The organism is Streptomyces sp. T39, assembly GCF_008042045.1.
In the GTDB taxonomy this organism is placed as follows: domain Bacteria; phylum Actinomycetota; class Actinomycetes; order Streptomycetales; family Streptomycetaceae; genus Streptomyces.
In genome coordinates, this window is record NZ_RDBP01000052.1 from 21,071 (window position 1) to 33,064 (window position 11,994).

The window sequence follows — 11,994 nt, forward strand, 5'->3', positions numbered from 1 at the left end:
GCATGAAAACGTTACTCGGTTAAAAAAGCAACTCGGTCAACAATGTTAGGCTGCGCGAGTGATCGAGCCGACGGGGCTGCGCGCCCGCAAGAAGGCGCGGACCCGCGACGCCCTCGCCGACGCGGCGATCTCCCTCTTCCTGGCGCACGGATTCGACGAGGTCTCGGTCAGCGACATCGCCGCGGCCGCCGAGGTCTCCAAACCCACCCTCTTCCGGTACTTCCCGACCAAAGAGGACCTGGTGCTCCACAGGTTCGCGGACCATCTCGGCGAGGCCGCGCGCGTCGTGCGCGACCGCGGGCCCGGCGTCCCGCCCCTGGCGGCCCTCCACCGGCACTTCCGGGCCGCCCTCGACCGGTACGAGCCCGTCACCGGCCTCAACGACCACCCCGCGGTGGTGGAGTTCCACCGCCTCGTTTTCACCACGCCGAGCCTCGCGGGGCGGCTGACGCAGTACATGCTCGAGGACGAGCAGGCGCTGGCGGAGGCCCTCGACCCGGGCCCGGACATCCGCGCGCGGCTGGGAGCCGCCCAGGTGATCGCGGTCCAACGGGTGCTCGCACGCGCCAACTGGCAGAAGATCGCCGACGGGCGAACCGCCCGGGAGGTGCACCCCGAGGCCGTCACCGACGCCGAACTGGCCTTCGCCCGCCTGCGATGACACGCCGTGGCACGGTCGGCGCGCCGCCCCGCGGCCTCCCCGGTGGCGGCGTGGTGCTCCGCCGGTCCCGTCCGGCTGCGCGCCTGGGGGCCGGCACGTGCGCCCCGTGCGCGCCGAGGCGCGTCACCTCCCGTCCTCCCGGCCCATGTGGGCACAGGGCCGGTCGCCCGTGATCACCTGCACGCGCATGCGCTTCATGAGGTCGCGTGTGGTGCGCATGCTCACGCTGCTGAACCAGGCGACATCGGGGTGCCGGGACCGGAGGTGGGAGAGCGCCCGGGTGTCGAGGCCGGTGCTGGTGAAGCGCTCTTCCATGGTCAGGGTGCTGATGACGCCCCGGGCGCAGCGCGGGCAGATCCGGTAGCGGACCTGCCCGACCACGCGGCGGACGTGGACCAGGAGCAGGCAGCGCTCGGCGGGCCCGGCCCCCGCCGGAACCGGCGCGGCCAGGAGGTCGACATCCCGGTAGGCGACGATGCGGCGCCTCAGCCGGCCGGCGGACCGCCCCCGGCGGGCATGCCGGGCGCCCGAACGGCCGGACCGGGAGGCGCCGGAGTCGAGTCCGGGCGGAGTGCTTGCGGAACGTGCGTGTCGTCCGTGCATGCGCCTCGTGTGCCCACGGCGCCACCCGTCATGCACCATTTGCCGGTCTCGACCCTCCGCTGCTGACGGGCCGCCAGGGATGCCCGGGCCCGGCGGCGACGAGAAGGGTCCCGGCCCCGGCGTACGGTCAGCCGCCGGCCCCGCTCCCCGGCCCTGCCTCGCTTCGGATGCCGGTCGAAGAACCGGCTGCCCTCCTCCACCTCGCATCACGGGGTGCCGGTGCGCCCCCCCCCGGATTCGCGTGCGGTGTTTTCTCCGTGGTGCCGAAGGTGTCGAAGAGATGCGGTGTCCGCTGCCGGGGGTTCCCTTCGGCCGGTCGCAGAGGCCGGTGGTGGCCGCCCCGCAGGCCGGGGTGATCTTCGCGATGCGCCGGGAGGCGCGCGCCTCGTGCGCCGTGGCTCCCGGCTCAGCCCCCGGAGTGGTTTAGCCCTCCGGCCTCGATGACCAGGCGTTACGTCCTCTACTGTTCCTCTTCGTAGCCAGACGGCTACGGAAAGTGAAAGGGGAGAGGGATGCGACTCAACTCCGTGGGCCGGCTGACGGCCGCCGCCTCCACAGCACTGCTGCTGCTCGGCGGGGCGGCCACCTCGGCGCAGGCGGCGGCACCTGGGCCCGTCCTGTACTCGATCGACTTCTCCAACCCTCAGGAGCAGGACGACAACAATCTGCCCGAGCCGTACGGGCGTGTCTGGCTGCAGTCGCCCTGGATCCAGCAGACCGCCCTGTGGGAGCACCCGGACGTCGACCTCAACACGCCCACCCTGCCGCGCTACCCGGATGACGGCCCCTACACGGTGAGGTTCGCCGACCACCCCGTCACCGAACTGTGCGCGAACGTGGGCGAGGACGACACCGGCATCAACCGCGACGACGTCCTCGCCGAGGGCTGCGTGCCGGTCGACGGCCCCGGCCACTACACGATCTCCGGCCCCGACGGCTCGGTCACCGTCCACCTGCTGGACGTCTGACGCCGCTCCCGGGCCTCTCGCCCGGCCGCCCCGCCCGCAGCCTCCCGGGGCCGCGGGCGGGGCGGCGTCCGCGGGCGCGTCCGTCCCGTGCGGCGGTGCCGCGGTACGGGCAGGACGCACCGGGTGACGGACCGATGGTGACGTCCCGTCACCCCGTACGGGCACGCCGTACGGGGTGACGGGACGTCACCAGCGGTCCGCAGCAGCGAACCGGAACGGGGGATCGCCGTCCCGGGCGCCGGCCGGGGGCCCGGACGGCCGGGGGGAACGGGACCGGAGGACGGCCAGGGCCTCCTCGACGCGGCCGAGGTCGATGAGGTAGCCGGCCAGGTCATGGCTGTTCGCGGAGGCATGCTCCGCGAGGACGGCGACGGCCTCTTCGGTGCGTCCGGCACCGGCGAGCAGGTCGGCGATGTGCGGCGCCGCGGAGGAGGTGCCTCCCCCGGGGTGGGAGCGGGCCCGCGCGATCGCTTCGTCGACGCCGTCGCGGGCGGCGATCAGCGGAAGCCGTATCCGGTACAGCTCCCACTCCTCCTCGCCGCGGCGGGCGGCGGCGAGGGCGTCGAGATGCGCCAGGCCGTCCGCGGGGCGACCCTCGGCGAGATACAGCTGCGACAGGACGTGCAGAATCCAGTCGTCCTCCTTGCGGGAGTCGGCCTGGACGCCCATCACGTCGATCGCCTCGTTCCCCCGGCCGTGCCGGGCCAGGAGGCGCGCGAGCTCGAAAGCCGCGTCGGGGTCGCGCGGCACGGGTCCGCCGGCCCGCCGGTGGGCCGCGATCGCCCCCTCCACGTCACCCTGCTCCTCCAGGTACCGCGCGAGCTGCCGTACGGCGCACCTCGTGTCGTCGGCCGCCGCCATCGCCCGCAGCTCGTCGAGCCGGCCGTGCCGGGCCAGCAGCGCGGCCAGTTGCTCGCGGTTGCCGAGCGTGGGGCCGCCGGGGCTCAGCAGGGCGATCGCCTCGTCGGTGCGGCCCTGGCGCTCGCGGATCGTGGCGAGCAGCCCGACCGCCGTGTCGCGATCGAGGCCTCGGCAGCACCACGGGAAGTCGGAACACCGGTGCTCGGTCCGGGCGGTGAGCAGCGCGGCGGCCTCCTCGTCGCGGCGGGCGGCACCCGCCACGTCGACCAGCGCCACGGCGAGGGCCCGTTCGCGGACGTGCGGGAGCAGCAGGGTGAACGCCTCCCCGGCACGGCCGTGCCGGGCCAGGAGGCGTGCGTAGGACTCCAGCGCCATCGGGTGTCCGGCCGTCATGCGGACCCGCGTGATCTCGATCGCCTCCTCGGCGCGGCCCCAGTCCTCCAGCAGCTCGGCCGCGGCTTCGACCGCCGTCCACCAGCCGGTCGCCAGGTACGGGGCGAGCACCTCGGACGCCTCCTCCTGCCGTCCCCGCTCACCCAGCGACCGCGCCCACGCCTGCGCGCAGAACCACTCGCCGCGTCCTGCGTGCTGCGCCACGACGTCGGCACGGCCGCGGTCGAGCAGCCGCGTGACCAGCTCCGGAGGGATGCAGCCGGACCGCGTCCTGGCCCGGCGCTCGAGATCTGTGGCGTCCACGGCCACGCACTCTAGCGCCCGCCCGCTGCACCGGTCCGTGCCCGGTCATCCATGTGCCGGGAGCAGCTCCGGGAAGGGAAGGACCAGTACGCAGAGGGCCCCGGGGCCGGGCAGCCCGATGACCTCGCCCATGTTCTGCCAGCCCCAGGAGGAGAAGTCGGCCTGTCCCGCCCGGTCGGCGGGACGGAGCAGGGCGACGCCGCACGAGGACCGCATGTCCGTGAGCAGACGCCGCTGCAGGCGGCGGGCGATGTCGCGGCGTTGGGCGTGCTGTTGGGCCACGACCTGCGTGAGGACGACGCAGCGCGTCCGGGCGGTGAGCCGTTGGACGACCCGCTGGAGGGATCGGTCGGGCCCTCGGATCCCGGCGCCGTCGGGGCCCAGGGGAAAGCCGAAGGCGCAGCCGACCAGCGCGGTCGTCTCGGCGACGACCAGCGCGAAGCCGGGGCGGCGGGCACTGGCCGTGAGGCGGCGCAGGAAGGCGGCACGGCCGCGGTCGCCGTCCCCGGCCGTGCCCCTCGGGGGCGCCGGGGTCAGGTCCGCGAGGTCCTCGCGGACATCCTCGGTCTGCCCGCGGGTCAGGCGGCGGAGACGGATGCCGTCCTTGAGGACCGGCGGAGCCGGCCCGCGGGCAGGGGGGACGGACGCGACACCGGCCGGCACGGGGAGCGGCATCCGGCCGGCGGGGACCGCCATCAGCGACGCCGTCGTCCCGGTGGCATCGAGAAGCCCGGTGATCTGCGCACATGGGTGACGCAGCACCAGGGAGGCGTGCACCCGGCCGGCGCGTCGTGACGCCGAGAGGAAGACGCCCAGACCGATCGCGTCGCAGGAGCCGACGGTGGTGAGATCGACGTCGATGACGGTGACGCCGTCCAGCAGGCACTGCTCCAGCGCGGCCCTCAGCAGCGGGGTCGTGGCCGGTCCGATGTCACCGGCGAGCGTGACGACCGTCCGCTCGCCTCGGTTCCACCGATGGATGTCCAGCCGGGAAAGGGTCATCACGCCTCCCCTCGGCACGAGTCCGGACCGGTGGTGACCGGCGGCGCCTGCGCGGCCCGGCAGGTCGTGGCGGCCCGGATTCCTCTCTCGCCGAGGACGACCCGGCACGGCGGCCGGAATGCGTGATGCCCTCGGTACCTCCACCGTACGCCTCCCGCAACCGCGAGCCGCCACGGCGGACGAGCCGGAGCGGTCACCCGAGGTGCCGCAGGGGGCCTCGAGACAACCCCGCAGGAGGCGCGTGACCGCACGCTCCGGCCGGTCCGACCGGCCGGAGCATTCGGCGGAGGTGCCGTCAGCCGGTGGCGAGGAGTTCGAGCGTGTCGATCACACGGTTCGAGAAGCCCCACTCGTTGTCGTACCACGCGACCACCTTGACGTGGCGGCCGTCGACGCGGGTGAGGGCCGAGTCGAAGATCGACGAGGCGGGGTTGCCCGTGATGTCGGACGACACGAGCGGGTCGTCCGAGTACTCGAGGACACCGGCGAGCGGTCCCTCGGCCGCGGCCCGGTACGCCGCCAGCACGTCGTCGCGCGTCACGTCGCGGGCCACGGTCGTGTTGAGTTCGACGATCGAGCCCACCGGCACCGGTACGCGGATCGAGTCGCCCGACAGCTTGCCGTCGAGATCCGGCAGCACCAGGCCGATCGCCTTCGCGGCGCCGGTCGTGGTCGGCACGATGTTGACGCCGGCGGCACGGGCGCGACGGGGGTCGCGGTGCGGGCCGTCCTGCAGGTTCTGCTCCTGCGTGTAGGCGTGCACCGTCGTCATGAAGCCGTGCTCGATCCCGGCGAGGTCGTGGAGGACCTTGGCCAGCGGCGCGAGCGCGTTGGTCGTGCAGGAGGCGTTCGAGACGACCGTGTGCACGGCCGGGTCGTACGCGTCGGTGTTGACCCCGAACGCGAGCGTGACGTCGGCGCCGTCCGACGGCGCGCTGACGAGTACCTTCGTCGCCCCCGCGTCGAGATGGGCCCGGGCGGCCTTGGCCGAGGTGAAGCGGCCGGTGGCCTCCAGGACGATGTCGACGCCGAGCTCCGCCCACGGCAGCTGCGCCGGCTCGCGCTCGGCGAGCACCGTGATCCGGCGGCCGTCGACGACGAGGGTGTTCCCGTCGACGGTCACCGGGCGCCCGAGGCGGCCGGCCGTGCTGTCGTAGGCGAGGAGCCGGGCGAGCGTGGCGGGCTCCGTGAGGTCGTTGACGGCGACGATCTCGAGGGTGCTGTCGCGCTCCAGCAGTGCGCGCAGCACATTGCGTCCGATGCGGCCGAATCCGTTGATGGCGATGCGAGTCATGAGTGGCGTCCCTTTCGTTCGCCACCAGGCTCGCTCGCGGCGGACGCCGCTGACAGTGGCGGGATCGCCATGGTTCACAAGGATCCCGCCAGGCCGGCCGGGGCGGGGTCACTCGCCCCGGGTGAAGGTGCGCCGGTACTCGCTCGGTGTGGTGCCGAGGATGCGCTGGAAGTGCAGGCGCAGGTTGGCCCCGGTGCCGAGGCCCACGTCGGCGGCGATCTGTTCGACGCTGAGCTGCGAGCGTTCGAGCAGTTCGCGGGCCACGTCGACGCGGGCGCGCATCACCCACTGCATCGGTGTGTATCCGGTCTCCTCGACGAATCGCCGGGAGAACGTGCGCGGCGACACCCCTGCCTGCCGTGCGAGTACGTCGAGGGCGAGGGGCTCCCCGAGCCGGTGCAGCGCCCACTCGCGGGTGGCGGCGAACCGCTCGCCGAGCGGCTCGGGGACGCTGCGCGGCACGTACTGGGCCTGCCCGCCGCTGCGGTAGGGGGCCGCGACCAGACGCCGGGCCGCGTGGTTGGACGCGGCCACTCCGAGGTCGCCGCGCAGGATGTGCAGACACAGGTCGATGCCGGACGCGGCGCCCGCCGAGGTGAGCACACTGCCCTCGTCGACGAACAGCACGTTCTCGTCGACCCGGACGAGCGGATGCCGGGCCACGAGCGCCCGCGTGTAGTGCCAGTGGGTCGTGGCGCGCCTGCCGTCGAGCAGACCCGTGGCGGCGAGCGCGAAGGCGCCCGTCGAGATGGCGGCGAGCCGCGCGCCGCGGTCGTGGGCGGCGATCAGCGCCTCGACGACGGTCCGTGGCGGGTCGTCGCGGTCCGGGAAGCGGTAGCCGGGGACGAAGACGATATCGGCCCACGCGAGCGCGTCGAGGCCGTGGGCGACGTAGTACGCGAGGCCGTCGCCGCCGGTCACGAGTCCGGGTGCCGCCCCGCACACCCGCACCTCGTACGGCATGCTCGCGCGGGTCGTGAAGACCTGTGCGGGGATGCCGACGTCGAGGGGCTTCGCACCTTCGAGCACGAGGACGGCGACGCGATGCAGGCGGGGTGCGGGCACAGGAAGAGGCTACGCGGGACCCGACCGGTCGGGGCCGCGGCCGGGGACGCCGGGGGCGCGGCCGGTCAGCTCCGCCCACCGCCCCCGTCCTGCGCCTCCAGGTCCGCGAGGGTGGCCCGCAGCCAGGTCAGCTCCGCCTCGGTCGTCGCCCGGGCCATGAGCAGAACGCCGCGCCGGAACGGGTCGTCCAGGTCCTCGGCACGCAGCGCCCGCTCGCCCTCGTGGAAGAAGCTGGCGGGCTCCTCCAGGAAGGCCAGCCTGCGGCGCAGTACGCGGGCCTGTGCGGCCGGGTCCTCCAGGTGGCGGAGGAACGCGAGCAGTGTGAACCAGCGGTTCTCGTCCGTCACGTCGGGGCCCTCGGGCTCGGCGAGGCGGCGCCGCAACTCCCGTTCGCCGTCGGCGGTGAGGCTGAGGACGTGCCGGGGCGCCGCCGCCGGACCCTGCCGGGTCTCGCGTACCAGCAGCCCTGCCTTCTCCAGGCGTCTGATCGCCGGGTAGAGCGTGGATTCGCCGACGGGGCGCACATGACCGGTCAGCGCGGTGATGTGCTTGCGCAACTCATAGCCGTGCAGGGGGGCTTCGCGGAGGAATCCGAGGATGGAGAGTTCCAGCATGGGACCATTCTGCCGGACTCCCGCAGTACATCGTTGACGTAGTACCACGCAGGCGATGTAGGGTCGTGGGCCGGGGCGCGACGAGAGGGCTCGCGCGGCCGCGGAGGCACCCATGGGGACGGCAGGCAGGGGAGTGGACAGTGCGACAGGCCGCATTCGACGGGCGGGGCAGCATGATCCGGTGGACGGAGGCGGCAGGGGAGGGGCCCGCGGCGGTGTTCGTGCACGGCCTGGGCGCGGCCTCGACCGTGTACCACGCCCACATCGCGGCCCGCCCCGAACTCGCGGGCCGCAGGATGCTCTTCGTCGACCTGCCGGGCCACGGCATCAGCGACCGGCCCGCGGGCTTCGACTACACGCTGGAGGACCACGCCGACGCGCTGGCCGCCCTGCTCGACGCGGCTCAGGTGCGCGGCGCAGTGATCGCGGGGCACAGCATGGGGGGCGCGGTCGCCGTCGTCCTCGCGCACCGCAGGCCCGACCTGGTGGCACGGCTGGTGATCACCGAGGGCAACCTCGACCGGTTTCCCGCGGCCACGGCGGCCAGCAGCGGCATCGCGTCGTACACGGAGGAGGACTTCGTCCACGGCGGCGGCTTCGCGCGCGTGCTGGAGCACGTCGGCCCCCTGTGGGCGGCGACCATGCGGCTGGCGGATCCGCTCGCCCTGCACCGTTCGGCCACCCATCTGGTGCGGGGCACCGACCCGGTGATGCGGGTGATGCTCGAGCGGTCCGCCGCGGAGCGGGTCTACCTCCAGGGCGGGCTGAGCGGCGAACTGCGGGACGGGGAGGGCCTGGAGGCGGCGGGCGTGGAGGTCCGCACCGTCGCGGACGCCGGCCACAACGTCATGTTCGACCGGCCCGGCGCCTTCGCGCGCGCGGTCGCGGGCCGGTGAGCGTCGGGCCGCTCTCGGGACGGCTGATCGCTCCCAGCCGACCACGAAAATCTATGTCCGCCACAGTAGACATTGGATGGTGGTGTGGGTATGGTTTCTCTCGTAACCCAGAGAGACAGCAGGGTCCGGCAGAGACGAACTGCCGGGCGGCCGTACCTGCAAGTGCAGTTGGTTCGACGGTGCGGCGGTGGAGTTCCGAAGCCGGAGTCTGTGCAGGAAGGCGACGGGACTGACGGCCGGACCGGGTGGCCCGCGGTGATCAGGGGCCGCCACGAGCAGTTCGCAACACCGGCAGTACGCAATTCCGAGGGAAGAACGGAGGAGGCGAACACCATCAGGATCGCCCGGGCGGTCAACACGAGCCCGGGTACCGCAGGACATCGATAGTGAGGTGGTCTCCGGTCAAGCAACCGCGATCCCCGCGGTCCCGACGCCATACAGGTCGGGTCGGCGGACACAGAAGGTCGGTGCAGCATCAGGGCCGACAGATGGTGTAGCAGTTCCTTCGGGGCCCGGGTGCCGGTACGGCACCCGGGCCCCCCGACGCGTTTTCCACGAGAGAGGTGCAATGACAGCAGACGACTCGTTCGGCCGTCTCGACGACGACGACTACCCCGCCTACACTATGGGCCGGGCCGCTGAGATGCTCGGTACCACCCAGGGCTTCCTCCGTGCCATCGGGGAGGCCCGCCTCATCACCCCGCTCCGCTCCGCGGGGGGCCACCGGCGCTACTCCCGCTACCAGCTGCGCATCGCCGCCCGCGCACGCGAACTCGTCGACCAGGGCACACCCATCGAGGCCGCCTGCCGGATCATCATCCTCGAGGACCAGCTCGAAGAGGCTCAGCGCATCAACGCCGAATACCGCCGCGCCGCCGAGTCGGCGCAATCGCCGCCCGTGGGCTGATGCGGGGCGGCCCGCTGGACGCCGGCGGGCCCCGGCACATGGGCCGGAGGTGGAGCAATGGCCGTTTCCTATGGTGACCGGGTGTGCGGACGTGTAGCGTCTGCGTCAGCTGTCGTGGTTCGGAAGTTCCCTTTGCCCACGCCTTCGGCGTGGGCGTTCTGCTGTGCTGTGCCGCAGGAACCAGGGCGATCACCTCCGCCTCCCGCATGGCGTGGGAGGCGTTCATCGGCTGGAAGGCATGAGACATGGCTACAGGAACTGTGAAGTGGTTCAACGCGGAGAAGGGCTTCGGCTTCATCGCCCAGGACGGCGGCGGACCGGACGTCTTCGCCCACTACTCCGCGATCAACTCCTCGGGCTTCCGTGAGCTCCAGGAGGGCCAGGCGGTGACGTTCGACGTCGTCCAGGGCCAGAAGGGCCCCCAGGCGGAGAACATCAACCCGGCCTGACCCTCTCCACCACCGACCGCGCGACGCAGGGCACCCCGCCCGCGGCGCAGGGCCGCCTCCGCGCGGCTCCGCCCCGTTAGGCGGGAAAGGGCCTTCGCCGGACGGTGGTGGGATCCGCACATCACGTGACTGGGCCGCGCGGCATCAGCCGCGCGGCCCCGTCCCGTCTCGGGACCGGCGCAGGCGCCCCGCCCCGCGCGGCCGTGCAACCCCGCTCGTGGGGTCCGCGGTTGCGCCGGAGGCGGTGTCCTGCCGTCAATCGGCGGCCGGTCCGAACCGGCGCCGGTACGCCGACGGGGTGATGCCCGTCTCGCGGCGCAACAGCGTTCGCAGATGGGCGGCGGTGCCGAGACCGCTGAGCCGGGCGACCACCTCCAGGCGGCCCTCGCCTCGCTCGATCAACCGGCACGCCAGGGCGACGCGTTCCCCCGTGAGCCACGCCAGCGGCGTGGTTCCCAGCTGCGCCCGGAAGCGGCGGTGCAGCGTCGCCGGACTGACCGCCGCACGCGCCGCCAGGTGAGAGACCGTGAGCGGCGCGTCCAACCGCTCCTGGGCCCAGGCCAGAACGGGGGCCAGGGACTCCTCGGGCAGGTCGGGCACGGGGCGCTCCACGAACTGCCGCTGGCCTCCGTCGCGGTGCGCCGCGAAGACCAGGCGCCGGCTCACGGAGTTGGCGATCTCCGCCCCGTGGTCACGGCGGACCATGTGCAGCCCGAGATCGAGCGCGGCCGCGCTCCCCGCGGCGGTGAGGATGTCGCCGTCGTCCACGAAGAGCACGTCCGACGCGAGCTGTACGGAGGGGAAGCGGGCCCGGAAGACGTCCGCCCACTGCCAGTGCGCCGTGGCCCGGCGCCCGTCGAGGACACCGGCCTCGGCCAGCGTGAAGGCGCCGCTGCAGAAGCCGGCCAGCCGAGCGCCGCGCGCGTGCGCCCGTCGGACCGCGTCGAGCACGGCGGGGCGCCTCGGCACCTCGACGTCGGGGCGGTTGGGGACGATGAGCGTATCCGCGGTGTCCGCCGCCTCCAGGCCGGCGACTCCCGTGAGGGTGAAGAATCCGTCCCGCATCAGGGTGCGGGGCTCGGGGGAGCAGAGGGTGAAGTCGTAGAGATCGCGGCCGATCTCCGGTCTTCGCAGACCGAAGACCTCCGTCGCACAGCCGAGTTCGAAGGGGTTCGAGTTCTCGTCGACGATCACGACGACCCGGTGCGCACCCGGCGGGGAGGGCGCCTGAGAGGATTCTTTCGGCATGTGCGATTCCTAGCACTCACGCCGGACGGGCGAAACGGCCCAGGATGAGCCCATGACCGACGAACCCATCTCCCTGAGCAAGGCCCTGGCCTCCTTCGACGCCCTGTGCCGCCCCCGTATCGTCACACGCGTCAACGACTACGACGTCCGCATCGCCAAGGTCGGGGGCGAACACGTCTGGCACGCCCACGACGACACCGACGAGTTCTTCCTGGTGCTCGACGGCGAGCTGCGGATCTCCTTGCGCGAGCCCGACGGGGAGCGCACGGTCCTGCTGCCGAAGGGGGCGGTCTTCACCGTCCCCCGGGGTACGGAGCACAAGCCGCACGCTCCGTCCGGGGCCGCGATCCTCATGTTCGAGCCCACCGGGACGCCGACCGTGGGCGATCACCACGACGAGGTCCCGGACCATGTGGATGCGACGACCGGGCACGCACTCGGCAGCTGAGCCGAAGGCCGGGTGGAGGGCCACCACTCGTATGACCCACGTCACAGATGATTCCTGTCAGACTTCGCGGCGCTGTCCCGTCAAGTCACCGGAAGCAAGCGACTCGACAGGAGCGGGACATGAAGCATCGCATCGTCGTCCTCGGTGCCGGCTACGCCGGGGCCCACGTGGCCGGGTCCCTGGCCCGCCGGCTGTCCCCGGGGGACGTCGGGATCACCGTCGTCAACGCCGAGCCGGACTTCGTCCAGCGGCTGCGGCTGCACCAGCTCGCGGCCGGTCAGG

Annotated in this window: 13 protein-coding genes and 1 pseudogene; 7 read left to right on the plus strand and 7 right to left on the minus strand. The window is 73.1% G+C overall.

Features of this window, described 5'->3' with window-relative positions:
- Nucleotides 1-58 precede the first annotated feature (58 nt).
- Nucleotides 59-661, plus strand: coding sequence for a TetR/AcrR family transcriptional regulator (locus tag EAO77_RS31805; protein WP_147991798.1), 603 nt, complete (start codon nt 59-61; stop codon nt 659-661).
- Nucleotides 662-784: 123 nt separating this feature from the next.
- On the opposite strand, the gene EAO77_RS31810 is transcribed toward EAO77_RS31805, so the two are convergent.
- Nucleotides 785-1,264, minus strand: coding sequence for a hypothetical protein (locus tag EAO77_RS31810; RefSeq protein ID WP_261994231.1), 480 nt, complete (start codon nt 1,262-1,264; stop codon nt 785-787).
- 512 nt (nt 1,265-1,776) lie between these two features.
- Here EAO77_RS31810 and EAO77_RS31820 point away from each other — a divergent pair.
- Nucleotides 1,777-2,232, plus strand: coding sequence for a hypothetical protein (locus EAO77_RS31820; protein ID WP_147991799.1), 456 nt, complete (start codon nt 1,777-1,779; stop codon nt 2,230-2,232).
- 186 nt (nt 2,233-2,418) lie between these two features.
- Here the strand turns inward: EAO77_RS31820 and EAO77_RS31825 are convergent, their stop codons facing one another.
- The 5 genes from EAO77_RS31825 to EAO77_RS31845 all read right to left on the minus strand — a co-directional run bounded on the left by EAO77_RS31825 (nt 2,419) and on the right by EAO77_RS31845 (nt 7,764).
- Nucleotides 2,419-3,789: a tetratricopeptide repeat protein gene (locus EAO77_RS31825; RefSeq protein ID WP_147991800.1), complete on the minus strand. Its 1,371-nt coding sequence runs from the start codon at nt 3,787-3,789 to the stop codon at nt 2,419-2,421.
- Between the two features lie 45 nt (nt 3,790-3,834).
- Nucleotides 3,835-4,791, minus strand: coding sequence for an STAS domain-containing protein (locus EAO77_RS31830; protein WP_147991801.1), 957 nt, complete (start codon nt 4,789-4,791; stop codon nt 3,835-3,837).
- A 295-nt stretch (nt 4,792-5,086) separates the two neighbouring features.
- Nucleotides 5,087-6,085 (minus strand): type I glyceraldehyde-3-phosphate dehydrogenase, encoded by a 999-nt coding sequence (gene gap, locus EAO77_RS31835; protein WP_147991802.1) that lies wholly within the window; start codon nt 6,083-6,085, stop codon nt 5,087-5,089.
- Nucleotides 6,086-6,193: 108 nt separating this feature from the next.
- The gene (locus tag EAO77_RS31840) at nt 6,194-7,150 is read right to left on the minus strand and encodes a GlxA family transcriptional regulator (protein ID WP_147991803.1); all 957 of its coding nucleotides are present in this window, start codon (nt 7,148-7,150) and stop codon (nt 6,194-6,196) included.
- 65 nt (nt 7,151-7,215) lie between these two features.
- Entirely contained in the window at nt 7,216-7,764 is a 549-nt protein-coding gene (locus tag EAO77_RS31845) for a PadR family transcriptional regulator (RefSeq protein ID WP_147991804.1), read from the minus strand.
- 140 nt (nt 7,765-7,904) lie between these two features.
- Here EAO77_RS31845 and EAO77_RS31850 point away from each other — a divergent pair, with 140 nt between their 5' ends.
- From EAO77_RS31850 to EAO77_RS31860, 3 genes are all read left to right on the plus strand, one after another.
- Nucleotides 7,905-8,660 (plus strand): alpha/beta fold hydrolase, encoded by a 756-nt coding sequence (locus EAO77_RS31850; RefSeq protein ID WP_147991805.1) that lies wholly within the window; start codon nt 7,905-7,907, stop codon nt 8,658-8,660.
- A gap of 568 nt (nt 8,661-9,228) precedes the next feature.
- Nucleotides 9,229-9,567, plus strand: coding sequence for a MerR family transcriptional regulator (locus EAO77_RS31855; RefSeq protein WP_147991806.1), 339 nt, complete (start codon nt 9,229-9,231; stop codon nt 9,565-9,567).
- A gap of 245 nt (nt 9,568-9,812) precedes the next feature.
- A complete protein-coding gene (locus tag EAO77_RS31860) occupies nt 9,813-10,016 on the plus strand; it encodes a cold-shock protein (RefSeq protein WP_147991807.1) in 204 nt (67 codons plus the stop codon).
- 255 nt (nt 10,017-10,271) lie between these two features.
- On the opposite strand, the gene EAO77_RS31865 is transcribed toward EAO77_RS31860, so the two are convergent.
- On the minus strand, nt 10,272-11,264 hold the full coding sequence (locus EAO77_RS31865; RefSeq protein WP_147991808.1) for a GlxA family transcriptional regulator: 993 nt from the start codon (nt 11,262-11,264) through the stop codon (nt 10,272-10,274).
- 52 nt (nt 11,265-11,316) lie between these two features.
- Here EAO77_RS31865 and EAO77_RS31870 point away from each other — a divergent pair, with 52 nt between their 5' ends.
- On the plus strand, nt 11,317-11,712 hold the full coding sequence (locus EAO77_RS31870; RefSeq protein WP_147991809.1) for a cupin domain-containing protein: 396 nt from the start codon (nt 11,317-11,319) through the stop codon (nt 11,710-11,712).
- Between the two features lie 119 nt (nt 11,713-11,831).
- Nucleotides 11,832-11,994, plus strand: a pseudogene (locus EAO77_RS40610) (oxidoreductase); the annotation flags it as partial.

What these genes read in the sequence shown, in the direction of transcription:
- EAO77_RS31810 (WP_261994231.1), bottom strand. Translation starts at nt 1,264, where the DNA reads ATGCACGGACGACACGCACGTTCCGCAAGCACTCCGCCCGGACTCGAC.
- EAO77_RS31820 (WP_147991799.1), top strand. Translation starts at nt 1,777, where the DNA reads ATGCGACTCAACTCCGTGGGCCGGCTGACGGCCGCCGCCTCCACAGCA.
- EAO77_RS31830 (WP_147991801.1), bottom strand. Translation starts at nt 4,791, where the DNA reads ATGACCCTTTCCCGGCTGGACATCCATCGGTGGAACCGAGGCGAGCGG.
- gap (WP_147991802.1), bottom strand. Translation starts at nt 6,085, where the DNA reads ATGACTCGCATCGCCATCAACGGATTCGGCCGCATCGGACGCAATGTG.
- EAO77_RS31845 (WP_147991804.1), bottom strand. Translation starts at nt 7,764, where the DNA reads ATGCTGGAACTCTCCATCCTCGGATTCCTCCGCGAAGCCCCCCTGCAC.
- EAO77_RS31855 (WP_147991806.1), top strand. Translation starts at nt 9,229, where the DNA reads ATGACAGCAGACGACTCGTTCGGCCGTCTCGACGACGACGACTACCCC.
- EAO77_RS31860 (WP_147991807.1), top strand. Translation starts at nt 9,813, where the DNA reads ATGGCTACAGGAACTGTGAAGTGGTTCAACGCGGAGAAGGGCTTCGGC.
- EAO77_RS31865 (WP_147991808.1), bottom strand. Translation starts at nt 11,264, where the DNA reads ATGCCGAAAGAATCCTCTCAGGCGCCCTCCCCGCCGGGTGCGCACCGG.
- EAO77_RS31870 (WP_147991809.1), top strand. Translation starts at nt 11,317, where the DNA reads ATGACCGACGAACCCATCTCCCTGAGCAAGGCCCTGGCCTCCTTCGAC.